The organism is Stutzerimonas balearica DSM 6083, from assembly GCF_000818015.1.
Classification (GTDB): Bacteria; Pseudomonadota; Gammaproteobacteria; order Pseudomonadales; family Pseudomonadaceae; genus Stutzerimonas; species Stutzerimonas balearica.
Genome location: NZ_CP007511.1, coordinates 455,226 through 481,355, shown reverse-complemented (window position 1 = coordinate 481,355; position 26,130 = coordinate 455,226). Strand labels below are relative to the sequence as shown.

Annotated in this window: 24 protein-coding genes; 15 read left to right on the top strand and 9 right to left on the bottom strand. The window is 65.2% G+C overall.

Annotated elements, in window-relative coordinates:
- Positions 1-87 precede the first annotated feature (87 nt).
- Positions 88-1,602, bottom strand: coding sequence for a 3-hydroxyacyl-CoA dehydrogenase (locus CL52_RS02155; RefSeq protein ID WP_043218156.1), 1,515 nt, complete (start codon positions 1,600-1,602; stop codon positions 88-90).
- A gap of 247 nt (positions 1,603-1,849) precedes the next feature.
- Here CL52_RS02155 and CL52_RS02150 point away from each other — a divergent pair, with 247 nt between their 5' ends.
- Positions 1,850-3,190, top strand: a complete 1,341-nt coding sequence (locus CL52_RS02150; RefSeq protein WP_043218154.1) for a hypothetical protein — start codon at positions 1,850-1,852, stop codon at positions 3,188-3,190.
- A gap of 26 nt (positions 3,191-3,216) precedes the next feature.
- Here the strand turns inward: CL52_RS02150 and radC are convergent, their stop codons facing one another.
- Positions 3,217-3,891 carry a RadC family protein gene (gene radC, locus CL52_RS02145; protein ID WP_043218152.1) on the bottom strand — a complete coding sequence of 225 codons (675 nt, stop codon included), beginning with the start codon at positions 3,889-3,891 and terminating at the stop codon, positions 3,217-3,219.
- Between the two features lie 135 nt (positions 3,892-4,026).
- Here radC and coaBC point away from each other — a divergent pair, with 135 nt between their 5' ends.
- From coaBC to argB, 4 genes are read left to right on the top strand one after another with little or no spacing between them, the layout of a single operon-like run.
- A complete protein-coding gene (gene coaBC / locus CL52_RS02140; protein WP_043218151.1) occupies positions 4,027-5,235 on the top strand; it encodes a bifunctional phosphopantothenoylcysteine decarboxylase/phosphopantothenate--cysteine ligase CoaBC in 1,209 nt (402 codons plus the stop codon).
- A 1-nt stretch (position 5,236) separates the two neighbouring features.
- Entirely contained in the window at positions 5,237-5,692 is a 456-nt protein-coding gene (dut, locus tag CL52_RS02135; protein WP_043218148.1) for a dUTP diphosphatase, read from the top strand.
- Between the two features lie 49 nt (positions 5,693-5,741).
- Positions 5,742-8,318 carry a phosphomannomutase/phosphoglucomutase gene (locus CL52_RS21720; protein WP_043218145.1) on the top strand — a complete coding sequence of 859 codons (2,577 nt, stop codon included), beginning with the start codon at positions 5,742-5,744 and terminating at the stop codon, positions 8,316-8,318.
- A gap of 15 nt (positions 8,319-8,333) precedes the next feature.
- Positions 8,334-9,236, top strand: a complete 903-nt coding sequence (argB, locus tag CL52_RS02125; RefSeq protein WP_043218143.1) for an acetylglutamate kinase — start codon at positions 8,334-8,336, stop codon at positions 9,234-9,236.
- 60 nt (positions 9,237-9,296) lie between these two features.
- Here argB and CL52_RS02120 read toward each other — a convergent pair whose 3' ends face one another.
- The 3 genes from CL52_RS02120 to pyrE form a co-directional block, all read right to left on the bottom strand.
- A complete protein-coding gene (locus CL52_RS02120) occupies positions 9,297-10,772 on the bottom strand; it encodes a DUF3360 family protein (RefSeq protein ID WP_074519800.1) in 1,476 nt (491 codons plus the stop codon).
- A 139-nt stretch (positions 10,773-10,911) separates the two neighbouring features.
- Entirely contained in the window at positions 10,912-11,454 is a 543-nt protein-coding gene (locus tag CL52_RS02115) for a DUF4124 domain-containing protein (protein WP_143008615.1), read from the bottom strand.
- 69 nt (positions 11,455-11,523) lie between these two features.
- Entirely contained in the window at positions 11,524-12,165 is a 642-nt protein-coding gene (pyrE, locus tag CL52_RS02110; protein WP_043218138.1) for an orotate phosphoribosyltransferase, read from the bottom strand.
- A gap of 84 nt (positions 12,166-12,249) precedes the next feature.
- On the opposite strand from pyrE, the gene crc reads away from it, so the two are divergent.
- The gene (crc, locus tag CL52_RS02105) at positions 12,250-13,029 is read left to right on the top strand and encodes a catabolite repression control protein Crc (RefSeq protein ID WP_043218137.1); all 780 of its coding nucleotides are present in this window, start codon (positions 12,250-12,252) and stop codon (positions 13,027-13,029) included.
- 48 nt (positions 13,030-13,077) lie between these two features.
- On the opposite strand, the gene CL52_RS02100 is transcribed toward crc, so the two are convergent.
- Together CL52_RS02100 and rph are read right to left on the bottom strand one after the other, a co-directional pair.
- Positions 13,078-13,446, bottom strand: a complete 369-nt coding sequence (locus tag CL52_RS02100; protein WP_043218136.1) for a DUF4870 domain-containing protein — start codon at positions 13,444-13,446, stop codon at positions 13,078-13,080.
- Between the two features lie 10 nt (positions 13,447-13,456).
- Positions 13,457-14,179, bottom strand: coding sequence for a ribonuclease PH (rph, locus tag CL52_RS02095; RefSeq protein WP_043218135.1), 723 nt, complete (start codon positions 14,177-14,179; stop codon positions 13,457-13,459).
- Positions 14,180-14,327: 148 nt separating this feature from the next.
- Between rph and CL52_RS02090 the strand changes: the two genes are divergently transcribed.
- The 8 genes from CL52_RS02090 to ridA all read left to right on the top strand — a co-directional run bounded on the left by CL52_RS02090 (position 14,328) and on the right by ridA (position 22,375).
- Complete coding sequence (locus tag CL52_RS02090) at positions 14,328-15,191, top strand: YicC/YloC family endoribonuclease (RefSeq protein WP_043218133.1); 864 nt, start codon at positions 14,328-14,330, stop codon at positions 15,189-15,191.
- A gap of 48 nt (positions 15,192-15,239) precedes the next feature.
- A complete protein-coding gene (gene gmk, locus CL52_RS02085; RefSeq protein ID WP_043218132.1) occupies positions 15,240-15,860 on the top strand; it encodes a guanylate kinase in 621 nt (206 codons plus the stop codon).
- A gap of 119 nt (positions 15,861-15,979) precedes the next feature.
- Positions 15,980-16,243, top strand: coding sequence for a DNA-directed RNA polymerase subunit omega (gene rpoZ, locus CL52_RS02080; RefSeq protein ID WP_043218131.1), 264 nt, complete (start codon positions 15,980-15,982; stop codon positions 16,241-16,243).
- Between the two features lie 59 nt (positions 16,244-16,302).
- Positions 16,303-18,411, top strand: coding sequence for a bifunctional GTP diphosphokinase/guanosine-3',5'-bis pyrophosphate 3'-pyrophosphohydrolase (gene spoT, locus CL52_RS02075; RefSeq protein WP_043218129.1), 2,109 nt, complete (start codon positions 16,303-16,305; stop codon positions 18,409-18,411).
- A gap of 253 nt (positions 18,412-18,664) precedes the next feature.
- A complete protein-coding gene (locus CL52_RS02070; RefSeq protein ID WP_043218128.1) occupies positions 18,665-20,584 on the top strand; it encodes a PAAR domain-containing protein in 1,920 nt (639 codons plus the stop codon).
- On the top strand, positions 20,581-21,219 hold the full coding sequence (locus CL52_RS02065) for a DUF2931 family protein (RefSeq protein ID WP_043218127.1): 639 nt from the start codon (positions 20,581-20,583) through the stop codon (positions 21,217-21,219). The genes CL52_RS02070 and CL52_RS02065 overlap by 4 nt, the downstream gene beginning before the upstream one ends.
- Before the next feature lie 14 nt (positions 21,220-21,233).
- Positions 21,234-21,869: a DUF2931 family protein gene (locus tag CL52_RS02060; RefSeq protein ID WP_043218124.1), complete on the top strand. Its 636-nt coding sequence runs from the start codon at positions 21,234-21,236 to the stop codon at positions 21,867-21,869.
- Positions 21,870-21,994: 125 nt separating this feature from the next.
- A complete protein-coding gene (ridA, locus tag CL52_RS02055; protein WP_043218123.1) occupies positions 21,995-22,375 on the top strand; it encodes a RidA family protein in 381 nt (126 codons plus the stop codon).
- Positions 22,376-22,433: 58 nt separating this feature from the next.
- Here ridA and CL52_RS02050 read toward each other — a convergent pair whose 3' ends face one another.
- Both CL52_RS02050 and CL52_RS02045 read right to left on the bottom strand, forming a co-directional pair.
- A complete protein-coding gene (locus CL52_RS02050; RefSeq protein WP_043218122.1) occupies positions 22,434-22,991 on the bottom strand; it encodes an OmpA family protein in 558 nt (185 codons plus the stop codon).
- Positions 22,988-23,446: a FecR domain-containing protein gene (locus tag CL52_RS02045; RefSeq protein ID WP_063613242.1), complete on the bottom strand. Its 459-nt coding sequence runs from the start codon at positions 23,444-23,446 to the stop codon at positions 22,988-22,990. Before CL52_RS02045 ends, CL52_RS02050 begins: the two co-directional genes overlap by 4 nt.
- Before the next feature lie 396 nt (positions 23,447-23,842).
- On the opposite strand from CL52_RS02045, the gene CL52_RS02040 reads away from it, so the two are divergent.
- Positions 23,843-25,810 (top strand): AAA family ATPase, encoded by a 1,968-nt coding sequence (locus CL52_RS02040; protein ID WP_043218121.1) that lies wholly within the window; start codon positions 23,843-23,845, stop codon positions 25,808-25,810.
- Positions 25,811-26,130: the final 320 nt, after the last annotated feature.

Sequence of the window (26,130 nt, the reverse complement as noted above, 5' to 3'; positions counted from 1 at the left end):
AGCAAGTGGCCTGCATTGGAGGCCAATCAGGCTAGCGGCCGGGCACGACGAAACTGAAGGCGTCACTGGTCGGCCGGGCTGCGCCGATCAGCTGGCGTCCGGAGTGGCCAGCGGCAGACCGAGCTGGACGCGCCTGCGTAGCCACGGGCTGGGACGATAGCGCGCCTCCCCGCCGTAGCACCGCTGCAGCCCCTCGAGCACGGCAAGCACCTGCGCAGCGCCATAGTGTTCACCCAGCGCTAGCGGTCCGCGCGGATAGCCCAGCGCCAGTTCGACCGCTCGGTCCAGCGTTGCTGCGTCGGCGATGCCCTTCTGCAGAATCTCGCAGCCCAGGTTGACGATGCTGGCGATGACGCGCTGACTGACGAATCCGGGCGAGTCGTTGATCACGTCAACGGCCACGCCGTCAGCCGTCAGCGCCTGGCGCGCCTGCGCCTCCACGCCGGGCTCGAGTGCCGGCTGGCGCATCAGCACGCGCCGGCGCTCGAAGTTGGAGAAGGCATCATAGGCGAGCGTGCGCGGTGCCGGCAGCGCGAGCCGGGCGATGGCCGCACTGGCATCTTCACCCAGCGGTGCGATCAGGCAGATCGCCTGCGCACCCGGGTGCTCGCCCGCCTCGACCTCTCCGCCAGCCATGCGAATCAGCGCGCTGAGCGCCGCATGCAACTGCGGATCCTCAACCCCGAGCCAGAAAGGCTGACGCAACTCCACCGGCGCATACTGCGGCTCGGCCGAGCGCAGCTGGCGCCCTTGCTCGTAACGATAGAAGCCAAGACCGCTCTTGCGCCCGAGCAGGCCGGCCGCCAGCCGCTGCGCAGCCAGCGGCGATGGGCTATAGCGCGGATCCTGATAGTACTGGTGGTAGATCGACTCCATTACCGCATGGGAGATATCCAGCCCCGTCAGATCGAACAGCTCGAACGGCCCCATGCGGAACCCGGGACCGTCTCGCAGGATGCGATCGATCTGTTCGGCGCTGGCGATGCCCTCGCCGAGTATGCGCAGCGCTTCGCTGCCGAATGCCCGCCCGGCATGGTTGACCAGAAAACCCGGCGAATCGGGTGTGATCGCCGGGAAATGGCCGGCCTGCTCGACCAGCGCGACCAACCGCTCGACGACGGTTGTCTCGGTACGCTCACCCCGCACCACTTCCACCAGTCGCATCAGCGGCACTGGGTTGAAGAAATGCAGGCCCGCAACGCGCTGCGGGCAGCGGCACCCGGCTGCAATGCGTGTGATCGACAGCGACGAGGTGTTGCTGGCAAGCACGGCGTCCTCGGCCACCAGCGCCTCCAGTTCGCGAAACAGCGCCTGCTTGGCACTCAGCTCCTCGACGATCGCTTCGATCAGAAGATCGCAGTCGGCCAGCTCCGCCAGCGTCTTTGCCGGCTGCATGCGCTGCAAGGTGGCGGCAAGTGCCTCCGGTGTGAGGCGCCCTTTGGCCACACCGCGCGCCAGCAGCTCCCGGTTTGCCTGCAGGGCCTGCTCCACGGCCTGCTCGCGCGCATCGAACAACCTGATTTCGATGCCGGCCGACGCGAAGAGCTGGGCAATTCCACGCCCCATCACGCCCGCGCCGATGACGCCGATCCGCTTGAACATGCCACCTCCTCAGCTCGATCAAGTTCCGCTATGCGAAACAGCATTTCGTGAAGTTGACCACGAGCCTAAAGACTGCCAGTCTGCCGCGCAAGCCAGCCGCCCGCCCCTTCCCATGCTCGAGTTCCCGTCACTGCCTGTCTCACGGCGACCGCCCCCACGACGCCCCCAACGCAAAGCCCGATGCAGGCAGGAGTGCGTCCTTCCTGGCGCCACGGACGCCTGCGTACTACGGGAGCGGCGCTGAGCCATGCTCGCCCTGCTGCCTCTGGCGCTGCTGTGCGAGTTATTCGCCCTGGTGATGCGGCAGCCAGCACTGAGCGTGACCAGCGGCATCCTGCTGACGGCGTTCTTCGTCTGGCACTGGCGTTCACTAATGCCCTATCCCAGCCGCCTTGGGCTGGTCACGCTGGTATTGCTGGCCTACTGGCTGCTGAGCGGCGAGGCCAGCTGGCCCCAGGTGCAGCACATGCTTGCCTCGGCGGCCTATTACGGCGCCTTCGTCGGTGCGCTGGGGCTGATGCACTGCCTGGTTCGGCGCCTGCAGCAGTTCGACGCCCTTCACCGGCTGCTGCTTGCCGGCCCGTCGGCGGGGCTGTATCCCAGCTACCTGCTGAGCAGTTTTGCCATCAGTTCGATCCTCAGCTTCGGCATGCTCAACCTCGTCTGCGGCTCGCTGGACCGGCATCTGCAGCGCCACGGGCATGCCGAGGAGGCGCGACGCGAGGGCAGCCGAGGGGTAATGGTCGCCGCCCTGCGAGGCTTCGCGCTGGTTCCTCTGCTGGCCCCGACCAGCGTGGCGATCGCCATCCTGACGCGCGAATTGCCCGGGCTGAGCTGGGTTCACCTGCTGCCCTTCGGCCTGCTGGCGGCAACGGTTCTGCTGCTGATCGGCTGGCGGCTGGACAACCACCGCCTGCAGCGCCTGCGCGAAGCCGGCGCAGCGCAGCCATCGGCAGCCTCGACTGGACAGCCGGGGATGCGCCGCCTGGTGCTGGCGAGCCTGCTGGGCATCCTCGCCATCGCTCTGTTGGCGACGTTCAGCTGGCTGTCGGCCACGCAGGCGGCCATGCTGCTGGTGCCGCTTGCGGTGATCGTCACCCTGCTCGGCTGGGGCGAGCGCCCGGCTGCGGTCTATGGCGAAGTGCGCGACACCCTGGCGGGCATGCGCAACGAGACATTCATCTTCGCCAACTCGGCCGTGCTCGCCGGCCTGGTTGCCGCGCTGGTTCCGGTGCAGGCGATCGCCGGGCACCTTGGCGTGACGCCGCTGCTGAGCTTCTTCCTGGGCCTGCTTGGCATGCTCGCGATCATCGGCCTGGCGCTGCTTGGTGTCGCCCCCATCGTTTCGCTGAGCCTGTGTACGGCTCTGCTCGCCCAACTCGGCGGGCATGGCATACCAACCATGCAACCAGCCGTCGCCCTGCTCACCGGGTTTTCACTCGCCATGCTGCTCTCGCCCTACGGGCCCTCGGCGCTGATGCTGGCGCGCCACGCCGGCCTTTCGCCGTGGCGTATCGCCTTCGGCTGGAATGGCCGCTTCGTGCTACTGGCGCTCGGGCCGCTGATGCTGGTGCCGCTGCTGGCCTGACGGCCGGGGCCGCTCGGCATCCGAAGCTACATCCAGCCCAGCTCGGCCATGGATAGAGGCTCGCCATCACCGACGATGAAGTGGTCGAGCACGCGCACGTCGATCAGCGCCAGCGCGTCCTTCAGACGCTGCGTCAGCTGGCGGTCGGCCTGGCTCGGCTCGGCAACGCCCGAGGGGTGGTTGTGCGTGAGGATCACCGCGGCCGCATTCTGTGCCAGCGCGCGCTTGACCACCTGCCGCGGGTAGACGCTGGCACCGTCGATGGTTCCCTGAAATAGCACCTCGAACGCCAGCACGCGGTGCTTGGAATCCAGAAAAAGGCAGCCGAACAGCTCATGTGGCTCGTGACGCAAGCGCGCCTTGAGGTAATCGCGCACCGCCTGTGGGCTTTCCAGGGCCGACTCGCGACGCATGCGCTCGGCCAGGTGGCGACGCGCCATTTCCAGCACCGCCTGCAGCTGCGCGAACTTTGCCGGGCCGAGACCGAGATGCGCGCTGAACCGTTCGAGGTCGGCTTCGAGCAGCGCTCGCAGGCTGCCGAACTCGTTGAGCAGATGGCGCGAGAGGTCGACCGCACTCCTGCCGGCCACGCCCGTACGCAGAAAAATCGCCAGCAGTTCGGCGTCGGAAAGCGCCGCCGCGCCTTGCTGCAACAGCTTTTCCCGCGGGCGCTCGGCCGCGGGCCAATCTCGGATGCTCATGTGTTCTCCCTGTCGAGCCGCCCGCTGTTCCGTCACAGGCGCTGTGCTATCTTAGCCGTCATTTTTTCGGCGGCCGCTGTGCCGCTTTCGACGCAGTTCACATCTGCACGACTCCACCCGCAACAAGGCAGGCCTATGCAGCGGCTGTATCGTAAACGCATCGTCCTGGGCGTCGGCGGCGGCATCGCCGCCTACAAGAGTGCCGAGCTGGTCCGTCGGCTGCGTGATCACGGCGCCGAGGTGCGCGTGGTCATGACCCAGGGCGGCCGCGAGTTCATCACCCCCCTCACCCTGCAGGCGCTTTCCGGCCACCCGGTACATCTGGACCTGCTCGACCCTGCCGCCGAAGCCGCCATGGGCCATATCGAGCTGGCACGCTGGGCCGACCTGGTGCTCATCGCGCCGGCCACGGCCGATCTGATGGCCCGTCTGGTCCAGGGAGTCGCCAACGACCTGCTGACGACCCTGGTGCTGGCCACCAAGGCGCCGGTTGCGCTGGCGCCGGCAATGAACCAGGCGATGTGGGCCGACCCGGCAACCCAGGCCAATCGCGAGCGGCTGCTCGAACGCGGCATCCGCCTGTTCGGCCCGGCGTCGGGTAGCCAGGCCTGCGGCGACGTCGGGCTAGGGCGCATGCTCGAAGCCGAGCAGCTGGCGCAGGCTGCGGCCGACTGCTTCGAGACGGGCCTGTTGACCGGCCGGCACCTGCTGATCACCGCCGGGCCGACGCAGGAAAACATCGACCCAGTGCGTTACATCACCAATCACAGCTCCGGCAAGATGGGCTTCGCCCTTGCCGAAGCAGCTGCCGAGGCGGGCGCGCGCGTCACGCTGGTCACCGGCCCGGTGTTCCTGCCGACGCCCGACCGCGTGCAGCGTATCGACGTGGTCAGTGCGCGCGACATGCTCGCCGCCTGCGAGGCCGCGATGCCTTGCGACCTGCTGATCGCCGCCGCGGCGGTGGCCGACTATCGTCCGGAGGTGGTGGCGCCGCAGAAGCTCAAGAAAGACCCGAACTCCGGTGATGGCCTGCTGCTGCAGATGGTGCGCAACCCCGACATTCTCGCCACGCTCGCCGCGCGTGCCGATCGGCCGTTCTGCGTCGGCTTCGCGGCCGAAACCGAGAACCTGCTCGAGTACGCCAGCCGCAAGCTGCGTGACAAGAACCTCGATCTCATCGTCGCCAACGACGTGGCCAACCCCAGCATCGGCTTCAACAGCGAAGAGAACGCCGTCAGCGTGATCGACCGCCAGCAGCAGGTGACCCGCTTCGGCCAGGCCAGCAAGGGGCATATCGCCCGGGCGCTGGTGGCCTTCATTGCCGACCGCTATACAAAGGCCTGACATGCACAAGCTCCAAGCCAAGATCCTCGACTCCCGCCTGGGCCGCGACTTCCCGCTGCCCGAGTACGCAACCCCCGGCTCTGCCGGCCTCGACCTGCGCGCCATGCTGCAGGAAGACGCCACCCTGGAGCCTGGCCAGACCCTGCTGATTCCCACGGGTCTGTCGATCCACATCGGTGACCCTTCGCTGGCCGCGCTGGTCCTTCCGCGCTCGGGCCTCGGTCACAAGCACGGCATAGTGCTCGGCAATCTGGTCGGGCTGATCGACTCGGATTACCAGGGCGAGCTGATGGTCTCGTGCTGGAACCGTGGCCAGAGCACCTTTCGCATCGCCGTGGGTGAGCGTATCGCTCAGCTGATGCTGGTACCGGTGATCCAGGCTCAGTTCGAGCTGGTCGAGCAGTTCGACGACAGCGCGCGCGGCAGCGGCGGATTCGGCCACTCCGGCACCCGCTGAACAAGATACCCACCGCCGGCAGACTTTCAGGACGAAAACGAGGAGCCCCATGCCGTTCTTCAAGCGCAATGCCAAGGACTCAGGCGCACTGAATCCGGCCCGCCCCGAACCCGCCGCACGTGGCGCCTCGCCGCTCGCACCACTGCTGCCTGGCCTGGCGGCTGCGCTAGCCGGCCTGCTCGCCGCCGCCGCGGTGCTCTGGTTCGGCCTGCAAAGCCAGCAGCGCGAGCAACAACAGCAGGTTGCCATGGCCTGGGGGCAGAGCCAGGCCAGTGCGCTCGATCAGGCCCTGCGTCAGCTGGCGGCCGACACCCAGACGGCAGCCGCCAGCCCGGTGGTGCTCGAAGCGCTGGCCAGCGCCGATGGCGAGCAGATCGCCGCGGCGGAACGCAGCCTGCGCTACCCGTCAGGGGTGGTCGACGTTCATCTCAATCCACGCGCCAAGGCCAGGCCGGACAGCACGCGGCCCGGCCCGATGAACTTCGCCGCGCTCGACCTGCTGCAGCGTGCCGAAGCGGGCAAGCATCCGGCCCCCGAAGCCTACAAGGTCGGTGATCGCTGGCTGGTCTACAGCGTCGCGGCAGTGCAGCCCGATCCGCTGCAGCCGCCACAGGGCACCCTGCTGCGCGTGATCGAGCTGAATCGTCTGCTCGGCACGCTACCCAGGCTGCCGGCCGCCGCCGGGCAGCTGCAGATCACCCAGCAATTCAGTGGTTCGTCGACACAGGTGCTGACGCGACAAGGCACTGGCAACGGGGCTGCGCCGTCTCTGAACCTGCCCAGCAGCAACCCCAACTGGCACCTGCAGTTCCAGCCAGCATCGAGCCGCGAAGGCATTGCGCCACTGACCCTTGCCGCCGCCGTGCTGCTGGCGTTGGCCGGGGTACTGATCGGACTGCAACTGGTGCTGGGGGCCCAGCAACGTCGCCTGCGTCAGGACGTGCTGCAAATCGGCCGGCTGCTGCAGGAACTCTCCAATGGCAAGGTCATCCAACTACCGACCTTGAGCCTGCCAGCGCTCGACGCACTGGCCAGGAACATGGCGCGCCTGCCGTTCCGCCAAACCGCCTCGGCAGTCAGCAGCAAACCGGCTGTTGCGGCGTCCTCCGCACAGCGAGCCCCATCCAGCGAGCACGTCGATCCGCGCCTGCCGCCAACCGACGTGCTCGACATCGATATTCTCGACGAGGACCAGGATCCCTTCGGCCTCGACATCAAGGAGCGAGAGAACGCAATGAGTAGCGCCAAAGCCCCGAACTTGCCCGCCAGCATCTTCCGCGCGTACGACATTCGTGGCGTCGTCGGCGACAGCCTGACCAGCGAGACCGCTTACTGGATCGGCCGGGCCATCGGCTCCGAAAGCCTGGCCAAAGGCGAACCCAACGTTTCCGTCGGCCGCGACGGACGCCTTTCCGGCCCCGAGCTGGTGCAACACCTGATACAGGGCCTGGTGGACAGCGGCTGCCATGTCAGCGACATCGGCATGGTGCCGACGCCGGTGCTCTATTACGCCGCCAATATCCTCGCCGGACGCTCTGGCGTGATGCTTACCGGCAGCCACAACCCGCCGGACTACAACGGCTTCAAGATTGTCATCGCTGGCGACACCCTGGCCAATGAGCAGATTCAGGTGCTGCGCCAGCGCATCGAGAACAATGACCTCAGCGAAGGCGTCGGCTCGGTCGAGCAGGTCGACGTGCTCGACCGCTATTTCGATCAGATTCGTGGCGACATCGCCATGGCCAAGCCGCTTCGCGTGGTGGTCGACTGCGGCAACGGCGTCGCCGGCGTCATCGCGCCCAGGCTGATCGAGGCACTGGGCTGCAAGGTCATCCCGCTGTATTGCGAGGTCGACGGCAACTTCCCCAACCATCACCCGGATCCGGGCAAGCCGGAAAACCTGGTCGACCTGATCGCCCGGGTGAAGGCCGAGAAAGCCGACCTGGGCCTGGCCTTCGACGGCGACGGCGATCGCGTCGGCGTGGTGACCAACGCTGGCACGCTGATCTATCCCGACCGTCTGCTGATGCTGTTCGCCAAGGACGTCGTGTCGCGCAACCCCGGGGCCGACATCATCTTCGACGTCAAGTGCACCCGCCGCCTGACCCCGCTGATCAGCGGCTACGGCGGCCGCCCGGTGATGTACAAGACCGGCCATTCGCTGATCAAGAAGAAGATGAAGGAATCCGGCGCCTTGCTCGCCGGCGAGATGAGCGGACACATCTTCTTCAAGGAGCGCTGGTTCGGTTTCGACGACGGCATTTACAGCGCCGCCCGCCTGCTGGAAATCCTCAGCCTGGACAAGCGTGACGCTGAGCAGGTGTTCGCGGCGTTCCCGTGCGACGTCTCCACCCCGGAGATCAACATCACAGTGACAGAAGAAAGCAAATTCACCATCATTGACGCCCTGCAACGCGATGCCCAGTGGGGCGAGGCCAACCTGACCACCCTCGACGGTGTGCGGGTCGACTATCCCAAGGGCTGGGGCCTGGTTCGCGCCTCCAACACCACACCCGTCCTGGTGCTGCGCTTCGAGGCCGATACCGAAGAAGAGCTCAGCCGCATCCAGACCGTGTTCCGAGCTCAGCTGCTCAACGTTGCACCCGACCTGAAACTGCCGTTCTGATCTGCGGAGCCCTGCATGACCCTCAGCCGTGAAGCTGCCACCCAATTCGCCAAGGTACTCTCCGAGGCGCTGCCCTACATTCGCCGCTTCGTCGGCAAGACCCTGGTGATCAAGTACGGCGGCAACGCGATGGAAAGCGAGGAGCTCAAGACCGGCTTCGCGCGTGACGTGGTGCTGATGAAGGCCGTGGGGATCAATCCGGTGGTGGTGCACGGCGGCGGGCCGCAGATCGGCGACCTGCTCAAGCGCCTGAACATCGAAAGTCACTTCATCGACGGCATGCGGGTAACCGACAGCCAGACGATGGATGTGGTCGAAATGGTGCTCGGTGGCCAGGTCAACAAGAGCATCGTCAGCCTGATCAACCAGCACGGTGGCAGCGCTATCGGCCTGACCGGCAAGGACGCCGGGCTGATCCGGGCGAAGAAGCTCAAGGCCACGCGCCAGACGCCAGAGATGACCAAGCCGGAAATCATCGACATCGGTCATGTCGGCGAGGTGACCGGGGTGAACACCGAGCTGCTGGAGATGCTGGTCAAGGGCAACTTCATCCCGGTGATCGCGCCGATCGGCGTTGGTGAGCACGGCGAGTCCTACAACATCAATGCCGACCTTGTCGCCGGCAAGGTCGCCGAGGCACTCAAGGCCGAGAAACTGATGCTGCTGACCAATATCGCCGGACTGATGGACAAGCAGGGCCAGGTGCTCACCGGCCTGTCAACCGAGCAGGTCGATGCCTTGATCGCCGATGGCACCATCTATGGCGGCATGCTGCCAAAGATCCGCTGCGCCCTCGATGCAGTGCAGGGAGGCGTGACCAGCGCGCATATCATCGACGGCCGCGTTCCCAATGCGGTACTGCTGGAGATCTTCACCGACGTGGGTGTCGGCACGCTGATCACCAACAAGGCCGGCTGAGCGACCGGCGCCGAGACGAAAAAAGGGGAGCCACAGGCTCCCCTTTTTCATGCCGGCCGCTCAGTGCTGGACGCGGAACGACTCGAACAGTGCCGGTATTCCCGGGAACATGCCGATACCCAGCATCACGGCGCACAGCAGGACGAACACGATCGACGGAATCACCCAGCGATGCATGTGGCTCAGGCTCCGCCCGCGCTCCTTGTCGCCGATCAGCCCGAGGTTGTCGAGCAGCACCGTCAGCGACCAGCCGAACACCGGGTTGACCAGGGCCGAGGAGAACACCACGATCGCTGCCGACTGCGAGGTCTTGCCCTCACGGGTCATCTGCATGCCGGCCTCCAGCAGCGGCAGGTACACACCGACCAGCAGCGCCACGGAAAGCACCGGCGGCCAGATGGCGAGGTCCATCGGATAGCCGAGAATCGCCGCCACGATGCAGAGCAGACCGGTGAGTACCGCGCCTGCCGGAATCGGCCGCTTGGCGATCGCCGCCGGCACCATGTAGGTGCCCCAGGACGACGCCAGGTTGCCGCCACCGAGCGCCGTGCCCACCGCCTGGCGTGCCGCGGCGACGCACATGGTGTCGTCGATGTTCATCAGCACCTTGTCCGTGCGCGGCGGATAGTTGAGCTGCTGGAACACGCGATGACCGAGGAAGTCCGGTGACCACATCGCCACGGCGAGCACGGCGAAGGGCGCCACCGCAACGAAGTGGTGCAATTCCGGAAGGCCGAGCTGCCAGCCGCTGTTCTCGCCCCACCAATAGGCCGGGTTGAGGTTGGGAATTCCTGGCTCGGTAGAGAACTCGAACGGCGCGCCCAGCGCGAAGGCGATGACCGCCGCCAGCACGGCGCCCAGCGGGATCGCCAGCCAGCGCATGCGGATGTGCTCAAGGTAGGCATACATGACGATCGTCGAAAGCACCACGACAAAGGCGATGTAACCCAGGTCGAAACCGTTGGCCCAGGCGAACAGCTTCTGGATCTGCGAGGTCACCCCTATGAAGCCGAGATAGAGCAACAGGCCTCCGCACACACCGTCACTGGTCAGGCGCGCCAGCAGGCTTCCGCCCTTCGCCACGCCAAGCGCAAAGCCGAGCACACCGACCATCAGCCCCAACGCCATGGGATGACCGCCGGAGGCGACGATCAGCGGAATCAAGGGAATCAGCGGGCCGTGCGTCCCAGCCAGGTTGGCGGTCGGATTGAGAAAGCCGGAGAACAGCACCACGAACAGCACCGCCGCGATCAGCATCTCGAAGCGGACGTTCTCGATGACGAACGCGTTCGACAAGCCGAGCGGACCGGCAAACGCCGCGACCACCGCTGCCACCATGACGATCTTGCCGATCGTCGCCGCCATGGCAGGCACCCAGTCCTCGACCTCGAAGCGGTAATCGCGCCAGGGCAGGTTCGGCTTCCAGCGCCGCGGGGCCATGATCTGCAGCTCGTGTTCCAGATAATCGCTGCGCGACGCGAACTCGGAGTACGGCTTATGCCGCTCCGGATAACTGCTTAGGTCGCTATCTTTCATGCGAAAACTCACCGTCGAAAAATTCGCGGCGAAAGGTACAGACCTAACGGGGAATACTCATCAATACCTTAAAAGCATTGATCCAGAGCGGCTTGTTTGTTAGCGGCCAACCGTTCTTGCGTGCGGTCAAGAATCGCGTTCAGCGATCGCCGAGCAGCTCGGCCACGCGCTGGCGTTCCTGACTGAAGGCACTTTCCGCCTCGGCCCGGGCGGCCTCGTAGCGCTGCAGGTCGCGCTGCAGGCCGGCCTGCTCCTGCTCGAGGTTGGCGATCTGCGCCAGCAGGTTCTCCGGCACGCGGCGCCCCGAGCGCTCATGATTGGCAGCCTGCTGGCGAAGGCTGGCGTGCTGCGAACGCAGCGACTGCAGGTTGCCGCGCGCGATGCCGATGACGCTCTCGAGCTCGGCCAGCTTGCGCGCCTTGGCCCGCTCTACATCCTCGACGCTGGCATACAGCCGCAACAGCCGGGCATCGGCCTCGGCGCGCTGTCGCTCTTCGAGCAAGCGCTGGCGTTGCGCCGCGGTCGGTGCCGGTGGCACGACCTGGATCACCCGCCCTTGCTCATTCAGCACCTCATAGCCGCGCGCGACATGCTGCGGCGGCACACCCTGACGATCGAGCACCACCACTCCGCGCTCGTTCGTATAGCGGTACAGCTCGGCGCAGGCATGGTTCGCCGCCATCAAGATAACCGCTGAAAGCAGAGCAAGCAGGGCGCGCGATGTCGGCATGGGAAGTGGAGTCCTGCAGAGTCAGATTCCGTATTGCTCGCGATAGGCCTCGACCGCGGGCAGGTGCTGTTTGAGCTGATTATCGCCGGCGAGATATTCCAGGACTTGCGACAGCGACACAATACTGATCACCGGCATCGCGTAGTCGCGCTCGACTTCCTGGATCGCCGACAGTTCGCCCTGTCCACGCTCCTGACGGTTCAGCGCGATCACCACCCCCGCAGCCTGCGCCCGCTGACCATGAATGATCTGCATCACCTCACGGATCGCGGTGCCGGCGGTGATCACGTCGTCAATGATCAGCACGCGCCCGTTGAGTGGCGCGCCGACCAGCGTACCGCCCTCGCCATGATCCTTGGCTTCCTTGCGATTGAAGCACCACGGCAGATCAAGCTGATGGTGCTCGGCCAGGGCAATCGCTGTCGCCGCCGCCAGCGGAATGCCTTTGTAGGCAGGCCCGAAGATGACGTCGAAATCGATGCCACTGTCGGCAACCGCCGCAGCGTAGAACTTTCCAAGCTGAGCCAGGGCCTTACCGCTATTGAACAGACCGGCATTGAAGAAGTAGGGGCTGGTTCGCCCGGACTTGAGCGTGAACTGACCGAAGCGCAGTACCCCACGCTCGATGGCAAAACTGATGAACTCGCGCTGGTACGCCTGCATGTAGGAAAAGCCCCGAAAACAGCGGTTTAGCTAATTGCGAAAAGGTTGGGTTATCATACACGCACGTGTTTTTAGGGGCCATTTATGCGGATCATCAGCGTCAATGTGAATGGCATTCAAGCCGCAGCTCAGCGAGGCTTGCTCAGCTGGCTGCAGGCGCAGAATGCCGATGTCATCTGTCTGCAGGATACCCGCGCCTCCGTTGTGGAACTCGACGACCCGGCCTACCAGCTCGACGGTTACTTCCTCTACTCATGCGATGCCGAAATCCCCGAACAGGGAGGCGTCGCGCTGTATTCGCGACTGCAGCCGAAGGCCGTCATCACTGGGCTCGGCTTCGAAATGGCCGACCGCTACGGCCGTTACCTGCAGGCCGATTTCGACAAGGTCAGCATCGCCAGCCTGCTGCTGCCTTCGGGCCAGAGTGGCGACGCCAGCCTGAACCAGAAATTCAAGTTCATGGATGACTTCGCCCATTACCTGGACAAGCAGCGCCGCAAGCGCCGTGAATACCTGTACTGCGGCTCGCTCTACGTCGCGCACCAGAAGCTCGATGTGAAGAACTGGCGTGATTGCCAGCAGAGCCCCGGTTTCCTCGCGCCGGAACGCGCCTGGCTGGACGAAGTGTTTGGCACCATGGGCTATGTCGATGCACTGCGTGAAGTGAATCGCGAGGGCGATCTTTTCAGCTGGTGGCCCGATACCGAGCAGGCCGAGATGCTCAACCTCGGCTGGCGCTTCGACTATCAGATCCTCACGCCCGGGCTGCGCCGTTTCGTCCGTAGCGCCCGCCTTCCGCGCCAACCGCGCTTTTCTCAGCATGCTCCGGTGATCGTCGATTACGACTGGACGCTGAGCCTCTGATGCAGACCGCGCGCATGGCGCGCGGTCTCTACCACGCGCGGCAACCGGCTATTTCACCAGCCGCCAGCAGAACGGATAGCGATAGGGCTTGCCTTCGTTGGCGCGAATGCCGGCGATGATCACCAGCACCAGCGCCACCACACTGACCAGCACCATCAGCGGAAAGCCGATGATGATCCATGCGAGCACGCCGCAAATCATCATCAGGATGCTGAAGGTGATCTGGAAATTCAGCGCCTCCTTGCCCTGCTGATCGACGAAGGGATCGAGATCCTTCTTCAGTTGCCAGACCAGCAGCGGCCCGACGACGTTGCCGATCATCGGCGCCAGAAACCAGAAGAACGCTGCGTAGTGACAGAGCATCGCCCACTGCCGCGCCTCACGACTGGGCACTGGGACCGGTGGCTGGTCGCTCATGGCAATGACCTCAGACGCTCAGCGCCAGGCGCTGCACTTCGAACAACTCGCGCATGCCGCTCTGGGCCAGCTCCAGCATGGCGTTGAGCTCGTGCGGCTGGAACGCGGCACCTTCGGCAGTGCCCTGAACCTCGATGAAACCACCGGCATCGGTCATCACCACGTTCAGGTCGGTCTCGGCAGCCGAGTCTTCGAGATAGTCCAGATCGAGCACCGGCTGCCCCTGGTAGATACCGACCGAGACGGCCGCCACCATCTGCTTGACCGGATCGCCTCCCTTGAGCGCACCGCGCTTCTTCATCAATGCCAGGGCATCGACCAGCGCCACCATCGCGCCGGTGATCGATGCCGTGCGAGTGCCACCGTCGGCCTGGATCACGTCGCAATCGATGAACAAGGTGTTCTCACCGAGCTTGCTCATGTCCAGCGCCGCCCGCAGCGAGCGCCCGATCAGGCGCTGGATTTCCAGGGTGCGGCCGCCCTGTTTGCCTCGACTGGCCTCGCGCTGATTGCGCTCGCCGGTAGCCCGCGGCAGCATGCCGTATTCCGCGGTCAGCCAACCCTGCCCCTGACCCTTGAGAAAGCGCGGCACGCCCGACTCGACGCTGCAGGTACAGATGACCCGGGTGTCACCGAATTCAACCAGGACAGAGCCTTCGGCATGCTTGGTGTAGTTGCGGGTGATGCTGATCGAGCGCAGCTGATCTGCAGCACGGCCACTGGGACGCTTCATGGAATAATCCTGTCTGGTCTGGGGTATTGGCCGCCATTATAGAAGCCTGGCCCGGAAAAACGACTGCCCGCCCGGCGCGACGACCACGCAGCGCGCCATTTTCCTTTACAATCGCCTGCTTTTCGCAACCGGCTACGAGAGGCAACCGATGGTCCACAGCATGACGGCATTCGCCCGCAGCGAGCAGGCCGGCCCCCACGGCACCCTCAGCTGGGAAATCCGCTCGGTCAACCATCGCTACCTGGAGCCACACCTGCGTCTGCCCGAGGCGTTTCGTGATCTCGAAGGCCCCGTGCGCGACGCTCTGCGCAAAGGGCTGTCGCGCGGCAAGGTCGAATGCACCCTGCGCTTTGCCGAGGAGAAAGCCGGCAGCGGGCTGCAGGTCGATACCGAGCGCGCCCGCCAACTGATCGAGGCCGCCCAGTCGGTGGCCGAGCTGATCGACCAGTCCGCACCGATCTCACCGCTCGACGTGCTCGCCTGGCCGGGCGTGCTCGTCGCCGAATCCGCGGATCCCCAGGCGCTCAACCAGAGCGCACTGAAGCTCTTCCACATGGCGCTCGGGCAACTTCGCCAGGGCCGCCAGCGCGAAGGCGAGGAACTCGCCCGACTGATCGACGAGCGCCTCGAAGGCATCCTCGAACAGGTCGCCACCTTGCGCGAGCAAGTGCCGCAGATGTTGGCTGCGCAACGGCAGAAGATTCTTGATCGCTGCAGCGAAATGCAGCTGGAGATCGACCCCCAGCGCCTGGAGCAAGAGATGGTCCTGCTCGCGCAGAAGAGCGATGTTGCCGAGGAACTCGACCGTCTCAGCACTCATGTCGGCGAGGTCAAGCGGGTGCTCGGTGCCGGTGGCGCGGCCGGGCGGCGACTGGATTTCCTGATGCAGGAGCTCAACCGCGAGGCCAACACGCTCGGCTCGAAAGCCTTCGACCCACGCAGTACCCAGGCGGCGGTCAACCTGAAGGTCCTCATCGAGCAGATGCGCGAGCAAGTCCAGAACATCGAATAGCCCGACAACCCTGATCCGATTCAACCGCCGCTTTCGCAGGAACCCGTCATGCCCGCCACCACCGGTACGCTCTACATCATTTCCGCACCTTCCGGCGCCGGCAAGACCAGCCTGGTCAAGGCGCTGATCGACGCCCAGCCGCAGGTCCGCGTCTCGGTCTCGCACACCACGCGCGCAATGCGCCCGGGCGAAGTGGACGGGGTGAACTACCACTTCGTCAGTCGCGAGGAGTTCCTCGAGCGCCTGGCGCAGGATGAGTTTCTCGAGCATGCCGAAGTCTTCGGCAACCTGTACGGCACCTCGCAGCGCTGTCTGGAGCAGACCCTGGCCGAGGGTTTCGACCTGATTCTCGAAATCGACTGGCAAGGCGCCCAGCAGGTGCGCAAGCTGATGCCGCAGGCCAAATCGATCTTCATTCTCCCGCCGACCCAGGAAGCATTGCGTCAGCGCCTGAACAACCGCGGCCAGGACAGCGAGGAGATCATCGAGCGGCGCATGCGCGAGGCGGTCAGCGAAATGAGTCACTACGTCGAATACGACTACCTGGTGATCAACGACGACTTCAGCCACGCGCTGAGCGACCTGCAGTCGATCTTTCGCGCCAACCGCCTGCACCAGCAAAGCCAGCAGCAGCGCTATCGCCAGTTGCTCGAGCAGCTGTTAGCCTGACCGGGCACGGCAGCCTCGGCCCGCTTTTGCCGCTTCCCTAAAAGCTGGTGATTTTTTAGACTATTCCGTCCGCTCGCCCGCACGGGCATGCCTTATCGCTATTGATCACGAGGAACACCATGGCACGCGTTACCGTTGAAGATTGCCTGGACAACGTCGAGAACCGCTTCGAGCTGGTCATGCTGGCCACCAAGCGCGCGCGCCAGCTGGCCACCGGCGGCAAGGAGCCGAAGGTAGGCTGGGAAAATGACAAGCCGACCGTCGTCGCCCTGCGCGAAATCGCCTCGGGCCTGGTCGATTACGACGTGATCGCCCAGGACGAGATCGTTGATGAAGAACCGCTCTTCGTCCAATACGAGGAAGAGCCGAACGAGACCATCTGATCAATGCCCGGTCGACGTCGAGCTGCATCACTCGAAGCCTGCCGGCAAGGAGCAACGCCTTGCCAGCCATAGACGCCCTGGCTGATCGCCTGTCGACCTACCTCGGCCCGGACCAGGTCAACCTGGTCCGCCGCGCCTATTTCTATGCCGAGCAGGCCCATGACGGCCAGCGTCGGCGCAGTGGCGAAGCCTACGTCACGCACCCGCTGGCAGTCGCCAACATCCTCGCCGACATGCACATGGATCATCAGAGCCTGATGGCCGCGATGCTGCATGACGTGATCGAGGATACCGGCATTCCCAAGGAAGCCCTGGTTGCGCAGTTCGGCGAAACCGTCGCCGAACTGGTCGACGGCGTCAGCAAGCTGACCCAGATGGACTTCCAGTCCAAGGCCGAAGCGCAGGCGGAAAACTTCCAGAAGATGGCCATGGCCATGGCCCGCGACATTCGCGTCATCCTGGTCAAGCTCGCCGACCGTCTGCATAACATGCGCACCCTCGAGGTACTGGCCGGGGAGAAGCGTCGCCGCATCGCCAAGGAAACGCTGGAAATCTACGCCCCGATCGCCAACCGCCTGGGCATGCATACCATGCGCGTGGAGTTCGAAGACCTGGGCTTCAAGGCGATGCACCCGATGCGCTCCGAGCGCATCCGCGCTGCCGTGCGCCGGGCGCGCGGCAATCGCAACGAAATCGTCGAGAAGATCGAGGAATCGCTGATCCACTGCCTCGAGCGCGAAGGGCTCGAAGGCGAGGTGATGGGCCGCGAAAAGCACCTCTACAGCATCTACAAGAAAATGCGCGGCAAGCGCCGGGCGTTCAACGAGATCATGGACGTCTATGCCTTCCGCATCGTCGTCGACAAGGTGGACACCTGCTACCGCGTGCTCGGCGCCGTGCACAACCTGTACAAGCCATTGCCCGGCCGTTTCAAGGATTACATCGCGATCCCCAAGGCCAACGGCTACCAGTCCCTGCACACGACCCTGTTCGGTATGCATGGCGTGCCCATCGAGATCCAGATCCGCACCCGCGAAATGGAAGAGATGGCCAACAACGGGATCGCTGCGCACTGGCTGTACAAATCCAACGGCGAGGAAACGCCCAAGGGCACCCACGCACGGGCACGGCAGTGGGTCAAGGGCGTGCTGGAACTGCAGCAGCGCGCCGGCAATTCGCTGGAATTCATCGAGAGCGTGAAGATCGACCTGTTTCCGGACGAGGTCTATGTCTTCACTCCCAAGGGCCGCATCATGGAGATGCCCAAGGGCTCGACCGCCGTCGACTTCGCCTATGCGGTACACACCGACGTTGGCAACACCTGTATCGCCTGCCGCGTCAACCGTCGCCTGGCGCCGCTCTCGCAACCCCTGGAAAGCGGCTCGACGGTGGAAATCGTCACCGCTCCGGGCGCACGGCCGAACCCGGCCTGGCTGAACTTCGTCGTCACCGGCAAGGCTCGCACCCACATCCGCCATGCGCTCAAGCTGCAGCGTCGCTCCGAGTCGGTGAACCTCGGCGAACGCCTGCTGAACAAGGTTCTCGCCGGCTTCGAGACCAGCCTGGAGAAGATCGGCCCCGAGCGCATCCGCCAGACCGTCGCCGAATACCAGGTCGACTCGATGGACGACCTGCTCGAGGACATCGGCCTGGGCAATCGCATGGCCTACGTCATCGCTCGCAGACTGATTGCCAGCGAGGGCGAACAGGCTCCGGCCGACGAGAGCCCGCTGGCAATCCGTGGCACCGAGGGCCTGGTCCTCAGTTATGCCAAGTGCTGCACTCCGATTCCGGGCGACCCGATCGTCGGTCACCTGTCGGCCGGCAAGGGCATGGTGGTGCATCAGGAGAGCTGCCGGAACATCAGCGAGGTTCGCCACAACCCGGACAAGTGCATCCAGCTGTCCTGGTCGAAGGACGTCACCGGCGAATTCAACGTCGAATTGCGCATCGAGCTCGAACACCAGCGCGGCCTCATCGCCCTGCTCGCCGGCAGCGTCAATGCCGCCGACGGCAATATCGAGAAGATCGGCATGGACGAACGCGATGGCCGCATCAGCGTCGTGCAGCTGGTGGTCAGCGTGCACGACCGCGTGCATCTGGCACGCGTGATCAAGAAGCTGCGCACCATCAAGGGCGTCACGCGGATCACCCGCGTCAAGGCTTAACCGTATCGGCCGACGAACCTAGGGTGGATGTCGCTTTCACATCCACCCTGACTCCGCTTTGCCTTGTCGCTTGAGGCGCACCACAGTTTCCGCCTGCGCAAACCGGGCGAGGCCTTGTCGCGCCACGACGGTTCATCCGCCACCCATGAACACGGGCGATTGCGAACCAGCTCTTGAAAACCGGCAGCCCGCTTGCGAACCACTCGCCTGTTTAGGCAAGGTGCCGCCTCGCATACCGATAAGGAAATTGGTCATGTCCGGCAAACCCGCCGCCCGCCTGGGCGATTCCAGCAGCTGCCCGAAGACCGGGCATGGGAACAACCCCATCGCGAGCGGCTCGCCCGATGTTTTCTTCGACGGCCTACCCGCCGCCCGCGCTGGCGACAGCACCGGCTGCGGCAGCACCCTGTCGAGCAATCTCGTTCCCAATGTGCTGATCAATGGCAAACCAGCCGCCACCCTGGGCAGCCTCGGCGACCACGGCAGCGTGGTGATCGGCGGCTCGGGCACCGTGATCATCGGCACCTCACACACGCCGAGCCCCTTCGTGCCGCCCGAACCGCTGAATATCGCCACCTCCGCGCATGCCATGCTGGCCAGCCCCGCCTTGCCCCAACGGTCGGCCATCCCCATGGCCCGTGCCTGGCAGGAAGAGCCCGGCGGCCTCGCCCCACTGGGGCTGGAAGAAGAGGACGAAGAGGAAGAGCTGGGCGACCAGCCGCAGCAGCTGGAGCGTCAGGCCATCACCCTGCGCATCGGCGTGTTCTTCGACGGCACCGGCAACAATGCCGCCAACAGCGCCATCGGCGCCCAGTGTCGCGCACCGGCGCTCGGCCTCGACGAGCAGGAAGCGCTGGCCATGGTCCAGCGCTGCGAAGCGCATCATCTCGACCCGGACAGCAGCTACGCCAACGATGTGAGCAATATCTGGCGGCTGTATGATCTCTACCCGAATGACTCGGGCCAGGCATTGCCCGCTAGGACGAACAATGCCAGCTTGCGGGTCTACGTCACCGGTATCGGTACAACCACTGGCGAACCAGACACCCTGTTTCCCGGCCAGGTCTTCGGCCAGGGTGCGACGGGGGTACTGGCCAAGGTTGCGGAAGGCATAACGCTTCTCGCAGAAGCATTGGTAGATTTCAAGGACGAAAACCCCGAACACTTACTGGCCCGGCTGGAACTGGATATCTTCGGTTTCAGCCGCGGTGCTGCGGCAGCCCGGCATTTCGCCAACCAGGTGCTACTGCGCGAGCGGGGTCCATTGGGCGAAATGCGCCAAGCGGGCAAGCTCGGCGTTACGCGCAGCTTCGATTGGCGAAACGACGTCGCCGTCAACTTCATCGGTCTGTTCGATACCGTGGCCGCTATCGGCGGCTGGGACGACTGGGGCGATCCCAGCGATGACGTCAACGGCGGAATCGATCTCCATCTGGCGCCCGATGCGGCCCGCCAGGTGGTGCATCTAGTCGCCCGTGACGAATACCGGCGCAACTTCGCCCTCAACCAGGTCTCCCCGCCGCACCGAGAGATCGTGCTGCCCGGCGCCCATTCGGACCTGGGCGGTGGCTACCAGCCACTGTGCCGCGAGCGGCTCTACCCCATACGCCCACGCAGCAACTGGGTCAGCCGAACGACCACCCCATCCAACACCCTGGCCTACCAACAGGCGCAGCAGGACACCGAACTCGCCCGTCAGGCCGACCTTCTCCACCCACATGACCGCACCGCGCAGCTAGGAACGGACGTCTGGGAGCACTTCATGCCCTCCAGCGGCGGACGCGGCGACCAGATGAAATACGTGCTGGAGGCGCCCTATCTGGAGCGCAGGGTCTACGGGCACCTTTCGCGGGTGTATCTGCGGGTCATGCATACGCTTGCTGTGGAAGCAGGCGTTCCGCTCGATTTCATCGACGAACAAGACAGCAAACTCTCTCTACCCGCAGAGCTTGTACCTATCAGCGGCAAGCTGCTGGCCTGGGCCAGAAGCGGCAACGGCGCGCTGGATATGGAAGAGGAGCGCCTGCTGCGCCAGCGCTATATTCACCTGTCGGCCAATTGGAACGCCGCTGCAGGACGTGGCGGTAGCCTGCTCGATGTGGTCTTCGTCAATGCCCCGGCCGAACGCGGACGGGCACGCCATGCCGACCGGCCCCAGGAGAAAAAGCGATGAGAGCACCACTGCTTGGCCTGTTTCTTATGCTGCTCGGCGGCTGTGCCAGCGCCGAGAGAGGCCCCGGAAGCCTGCCGTACAAATACTGGTACCTGGGTTTTCTGGCGCCGGACTATATGGAGGTTTGGGTGGAGACAGCCGGCGTGAAAGATATTCGTGGACGTAATTTTTTTCACGTAGGTAGCGGCATAGTGGCCGTTCGCACCCCGCCAGAAGGCCAAGGGAACGCTGCCGGTTGGGGTGAACGCTTCGGCAGGGGTGCGGGGCGCCACGTCAATGGCGCCGATCTGCCCGAGCGCATCTACGTGCGGTGGCAGTCCCTAGCGGAACCCCAGACCTATCGGGTGATCTTGGACATTCCCGAACGCGCCCGGCAATTGATGAGCGAACGGCTTGATCCACCCTGCCCAGCCAGTGATTACCGTTATGCCCTCACTTTGGGACTCGCACCGGGCGGCGTGGTCAGGGGCTGGGTCATGAGCACCTGCGGCGAGCCCATCGAAGTCCTGCGCGCCCAGGCGGAAATCGAGCCAAAGGGCCCCTATGAAGGAACCTCCCAGGGGGCCCATCGGCCGCTTTCGGAAACCTCCAGAGCCTATATCGAAAAACACGGTATCCCCTACGGCTCTTGGTGAGCAGGCAAGCGATCATGACCGCCTCCAAGTTGCCGCTCATCTTGGCCTTACTGTTTCTCGGCGGCTGCGCCGAGAGAGGCCCCGGAAGCCTGCCCTATAAGTACTGGCGTCTGGGCTTCCTGGCTCCAGACCATATGGAGGTCTGGGTAGAAACCGCCGATGTGGAAGATATTCGCGGATATAGGTTTTTCCATGTAGGCAGCGGCACCGCATCCGTGCACTTGCCTACCGATGGAACAGGCAATGCCGTCGGCTGGAGAAAGACCTGGGGGGCAGGTCGCTACGTCAACGGCGCCGATCTACCCCGGCGCATCTACGTGCGCTGGCAATCCCTGGCCGAGCCCCAGACCTACCGGGTCATTCTCGAGATCCCCGAACGCGCGCGACAGCTGATGAGCGAGCGGCTCGACCCGCCCTGTCCCGCCAGTGAATACCGTGAAGCCCTCGCCTTGGGCCTGGCCCCTGGCGGCGTGGTCAGGGGCTGGGTCATGAGCACCTGCGGCGGGCCCGTCGAAGTCCCGCGCGCCCAGGCGGAAATCGAGCCCAAGGGGCCATCCCAAGGCACGACCGGCGGCCAGTACGCACTGCCATTAGAGCCCGAATCCAGAGCCTATATCGAAAAACACGGCATTCCCTACGGATCCTGGTGAGCAGTCAGGCGCGAGCCGCCGGCCACTGTTTCCACACAATACCGGGTTAGAATCCTTGTCCCCGGCTTTCGCTCTTCACTTGAGGCTCGCCACTCAAGGCTTGCCGCACCCCCGAAGGAGATCCCATGTCCCGCACCGTCATTTCCACCGACAAGGCGCCTGCCGCCATCGGCACCTATTCCCAGGCCATCAAGACCGGCAACACCGTCTACCTGTCCGGGCAAATTCCGCTGAATCCTCAGACCATGGAGCTGGTCGAGGGCTTCGAAGCCCAGGCCGTGCAGGTGTTCGAGAACCTCAAGGCGGTGGCTGAAGCGGCTGGCGGCTCGCTCAAGGACGTCGCCAAGCTGAACATCTTCCTCACCGACCTTGGCAACTTCGCCACGGTCAACGAAGTGATGAGCCGCTACTTCGAACAGCCCTACCCGGCCCGCGCGGCCATCGGCGTCGCCGCCCTGCCGAAGGCGGCGCAGGTCGAAATGGATGCGATCATGGTGCTCGACTGAGCCAGCCGCCTGCGCGTCCTGTCGTAGCCGACGCGGCGCGCAGGCGACCATTCGAAAGCTACTGCACCCAGACCTCCACGCGCCGATTGAGCGGCTCGTAGGTCTCATCCGGGGTCGCCCGCAGTGGGTCCGCTTCGCCATGGGAAGCGACCCGTAGCTGCAACAACTCGATGCCACTGGCCTGCAGCTTGCGGGCCAGCTGCCCGGCGCGCTTGAGCCCGACCCGCTCGTTATAGCCAGCCTCACCAAGCGTATCGGTATGGCCGATCACGCTGACCATCGCCGGCGCGCGCTGTCGCAGACTCGTCAGAAGCTGCGCGTAAACCCGCTGCGACTCATCGGTCAGCTCGTTCCAGTCACGAAAGTACAGGCGAAATCGCAGCGGCGCCGGCGCCAACGATGCGCTCACCCAGTCCGGTTCGTCGCGACTGCCAGTGCCGCGTAGCCAGCCGCCGTTGGAATACCAGGCAGCCTCGCCCGGCTGTTTCAGGCTCAAGCGCTGCTCGCCCTCCGCCACCGTCACGCTGCCCGGCCCTTCGAGCAGGGTGACACGGCTGGTTCCACAGCCAGCCAGCGCCGACAGCAGCCATAAGACCGACCAATGCCACGGCTTCATCGGCCGGCCCTCACCAGCACGCCGGCCGCTCCGTCGAGCGTGACCTGGCCATCGGCGGTATCGATGCGCAGTGCCGCCTCCGCCAGGCGCGTGAGTTCACCCCCCTTCAGATAGAGGCTGCCGCGCTCCAGCCGAGCGCGAAAACCGAGCGCTCGTCGCGCCGGGGCGAACTCGAAGGCCGCCAGGCGCAGTCGGCTATCCGGCCCCAGCACCAGGCGCGTGCCGTCATTCAGGGCCAGGCCAAGGCGGCCCTGGTCGGTTTCCAGCACGGCACCGACCACCAGAGCTTGCCCGAGCCGAACCGGGGCGACCTGGCCCCGATTGATGAACCGCGACGCACCATCGACCGAGCGCACCAGCCCGATCACTTCGGGCAATGCAGACGCCTCGGCCGCGCCGGGCAACGCCACGGCGACCAATATGCCAAAAGCCACCCCGTGCAAAACGCGATACATGGTTAGCCAAACCTCCCCTGTTGCGGCTGCCTCTCTCTGGCAGCAACAGGTGGCCCAAGATTCCCCCTCGATGGGTAAAAAGGTGAACAGCGCACCCTTCGACAACGAATCGGACGCCCACGCCGAATGATCAGGAGTTCAGTCCGTCACCGGTCATTCGTCGCAAAGGCGTCGTCCATTCGTCGCACCGCCCCAAGCTGACCGGTGCTTGCCGTATCCTCGCCAGCAGTCGGGAAGGGGAAACCGACCAGCGGTCGAGCACATAACTCACATCCATAAGCCTGCGGCCGTAAAGCACAGTACCGATGTGCTTGCGGGTCGACCCGCGTAAAAAAACTGTGGTCCGCCACCGGCGGTTGTTTATCGATGCATCGGGCTGGCCCGATTGGATGTGACATGAAGAAACCACGACTGCTCCAAGGCCCACGCGGCCTTGCGCTTGTTGCCCTGTTGCTGGTCGGCGCCGCTGCGCTGGCTTTCTGGGCGCTCCGCTCCACCCCACCGGCGACTCCCGCCGAGCCCGGTACCGCAGCTGCCATGCTGGCCGAGCTGCAGGCATCGCGCGAGCCCTGGCAGGCCAACCGCGGCGACCTTTCGCGCCTGATCGGTGACCTGCGCGAGCAGCGCATCGCGAGTGCCGCCCTGGCCCCGGATGCGGTCTACGTGACCGCCGTTGACGGCGCCCGCTACTGGGTGCCGGACATCTCCGGGCGCGCCGCCGGCCTGCTGCTCGGCCAGTACGCCGATGCCGCCACCCGGCTGTTCCCGCTGGCCCTCTATGAAACCGACGCCGAAGCCCGCTGGTACAAGCCGCTGGTACCCTACCTACCGTTCGCCCTGGTGCTGGTTCTGGCGCTGGTCTACCTGGCGGTGCGCAGCAGCGGTTTCCAGATCCAGCGCAAGCGCAGCGAGGTCGGCTTCGATGACGTGATCGGCGCCAGCGAGGCCAAGCAGGCGCTGCGCGACGTCACCGCCTACCTGCGCGACCCGCAGGCCTATGCGCGGCTTGGCGCGCGCCCACCCAAGGGCGTGCTGCTGACCGGCGAACCCGGCACCGGCAAGACCCAGCTGGCCAAGGCGCTGGCCGGGGAAGCGAATGCCAGCTTCATCCAGGTGACCGGCAGCGACTTCTCTTCGATGTACTTCGGCGTCGGCATCCAGAAGGTGAAGTCGCTGTTCCGCACCGCGCGCAAGCAGGCACCGTGCATCATCTTCATCGACGAGATCGACGGCATCGGCAAGCGCGCCGAACAACAGCGCTCCAGCGATGCCGAGAGCAACCGCATCATCAACCAGTTCCTCGCCGAGCTGGACGGTTTCGACGGCAGCAGCGGCGTGTTGGTGCTCGGCGCGACCAACTTTCCGAACTCGCTGGACCCGGCGCTGGTGCGCGAAGGCCGCTTCGACCGCAGCATCGCCGTCGGCCTGCCCGGCCTCGATGACCGCGAGGCGCTGTTCCGCCTGTATGCCGGCCGCGTGCGCGCCGAGCAGGACCTGGACTTCGCCCAGCTGGCGCGCAATACCGTCGGCCTGACGCCCGCGGCCATTGCCCAGATCGTCAACCATGCCGCCCTGCTGGCCGCCCGCGCCGGCGCCGGTACGGTCGCCATGGGGCATTTCGTCGACGCCATCGAGACCTGCCGCATCGGCGAAAAGCCCGCCGGCGTCAGCCCGATGTCGGAAACCGAGCGCAAGCGCATCGCCGTCCACGAGGCCGGCCACGCGCTGGTCGCCGCGGCGCTGAAGGTCGGCCGGGTGGAAAAGGTCACCATCCTGCCGCGCGGCCAGGCGCTCGGCGTCACCCTGGTCACGCCGGTCGAGGACAAGCGCCTGCACCTGCATTCGGAACTGCGCGCGCGCATCCAGATGCTGCTCGCCGGCCGCGGTGCCGAGCAGCTGTACTTCCACGAGGTGTCGTCCGGCGCCGGGCAGGACCTGCAGGAAGCCTCGAAGATCGCCCTGTCGATGGTCGGTGCGCTGGGCATGAGCCCGAGCGGTTCGCTGCTCAGCCTGCAGGCGGTGCGCGATGCGCACATCGAGTTCGATTCCGGCGAAGCCATCCGCGCCGCCGACGACCTGCTGCGCCAGCTCGAACGCGACTGCCTGGCGCTGCTGCAGCGCATCCGTCCGGCACTGGATGCGATCACCACGCGCCTGCTCGATGAGGAAACGGTACCGGGCGAGGCCGTCTATGCCGCCATCGCCACCCTGCCGGAAGTACCGCAGGAGGCAAGCGTCAGCCATATCGTCGGCCATGCGCTGCATGCCATCGATCGCGTCGCCGCCAGCGCACTGGAGCATGCCGAGCATTTCGAGCTGTCGCCGCAGGACAACCCGCGCGACGACGGGCCGGGGATGGCCTGAGGTCGGCGCGCCCCGGTAACGGCTTCGGTGGAAAAGCGCTGCGCGCGTTTTCCACTCTACGCTCCTGCGGGCACTGCGTAGGGTGGATGGCCGAAGCCATCCACCGGAAGCCCCGCCCGCAGCCCTCGCCACCCGCCACCCGAACCTGCGCGCCCCTCGCCCACTGCGTGGAAAAGCGCTCGCGCGTTTTCCACCCTGCGCTCCAGCAAGCCACGTAGGGTGGCTGGCCGAAGCCAGCCACCGAAAGCCCCGGCCGCCAGCTTCGCCACCTGCCACTCGAGCCCGCGCACCCTCGCCCATTACGTGGAAAAGCGCCGTGC

Excerpts from the sequence above, each read along its gene's own strand:
- CL52_RS02155 (WP_043218156.1), bottom strand. The coding sequence starts at position 1,602 with ATGTTCAAGCGGATCGGCGTCATCGGCGCGGGCGTGATGGGGCGTGGA.
- CL52_RS02150 (WP_043218154.1), top strand. The coding sequence starts at position 1,850 with ATGCTCGCCCTGCTGCCTCTGGCGCTGCTGTGCGAGTTATTCGCCCTG.
- radC (WP_043218152.1), bottom strand. The coding sequence starts at position 3,891 with ATGAGCATCCGAGATTGGCCCGCGGCCGAGCGCCCGCGGGAAAAGCTG.
- coaBC (WP_043218151.1), top strand. The coding sequence starts at position 4,027 with ATGCAGCGGCTGTATCGTAAACGCATCGTCCTGGGCGTCGGCGGCGGC.
- dut (WP_043218148.1), top strand. The coding sequence starts at position 5,237 with ATGCACAAGCTCCAAGCCAAGATCCTCGACTCCCGCCTGGGCCGCGAC.
- CL52_RS21720 (WP_043218145.1), top strand. The coding sequence starts at position 5,742 with ATGCCGTTCTTCAAGCGCAATGCCAAGGACTCAGGCGCACTGAATCCG.
- argB (WP_043218143.1), top strand. The coding sequence starts at position 8,334 with ATGACCCTCAGCCGTGAAGCTGCCACCCAATTCGCCAAGGTACTCTCC.
- CL52_RS02120 (WP_074519800.1), bottom strand. The coding sequence starts at position 10,772 with ATGAAAGATAGCGACCTAAGCAGTTATCCGGAGCGGCATAAGCCGTAC.
- CL52_RS02115 (WP_143008615.1), bottom strand. The coding sequence starts at position 11,454 with ATGGCGGCGAACCATGCCTGCGCCGAGCTGTACCGCTATACGAACGAG.
- pyrE (WP_043218138.1), bottom strand. The coding sequence starts at position 12,165 with ATGCAGGCGTACCAGCGCGAGTTCATCAGTTTTGCCATCGAGCGTGGG.
- crc (WP_043218137.1), top strand. The coding sequence starts at position 12,250 with ATGCGGATCATCAGCGTCAATGTGAATGGCATTCAAGCCGCAGCTCAG.
- CL52_RS02100 (WP_043218136.1), bottom strand. The coding sequence starts at position 13,446 with ATGAGCGACCAGCCACCGGTCCCAGTGCCCAGTCGTGAGGCGCGGCAG.
- rph (WP_043218135.1), bottom strand. The coding sequence starts at position 14,179 with ATGAAGCGTCCCAGTGGCCGTGCTGCAGATCAGCTGCGCTCGATCAGC.
- CL52_RS02090 (WP_043218133.1), top strand. The coding sequence starts at position 14,328 with ATGGTCCACAGCATGACGGCATTCGCCCGCAGCGAGCAGGCCGGCCCC.
- gmk (WP_043218132.1), top strand. The coding sequence starts at position 15,240 with ATGCCCGCCACCACCGGTACGCTCTACATCATTTCCGCACCTTCCGGC.
- rpoZ (WP_043218131.1), top strand. The coding sequence starts at position 15,980 with ATGGCACGCGTTACCGTTGAAGATTGCCTGGACAACGTCGAGAACCGC.
- CL52_RS02070 (WP_043218128.1), top strand. The coding sequence starts at position 18,665 with ATGTCCGGCAAACCCGCCGCCCGCCTGGGCGATTCCAGCAGCTGCCCG.
- CL52_RS02065 (WP_043218127.1), top strand. The coding sequence starts at position 20,581 with ATGAGAGCACCACTGCTTGGCCTGTTTCTTATGCTGCTCGGCGGCTGT.
- CL52_RS02060 (WP_043218124.1), top strand. The coding sequence starts at position 21,234 with ATGACCGCCTCCAAGTTGCCGCTCATCTTGGCCTTACTGTTTCTCGGC.
- ridA (WP_043218123.1), top strand. The coding sequence starts at position 21,995 with ATGTCCCGCACCGTCATTTCCACCGACAAGGCGCCTGCCGCCATCGGC.
- CL52_RS02050 (WP_043218122.1), bottom strand. The coding sequence starts at position 22,991 with ATGAAGCCGTGGCATTGGTCGGTCTTATGGCTGCTGTCGGCGCTGGCT.
- CL52_RS02045 (WP_063613242.1), bottom strand. The coding sequence starts at position 23,446 with ATGTATCGCGTTTTGCACGGGGTGGCTTTTGGCATATTGGTCGCCGTG.
- CL52_RS02040 (WP_043218121.1), top strand. The coding sequence starts at position 23,843 with ATGAAGAAACCACGACTGCTCCAAGGCCCACGCGGCCTTGCGCTTGTT.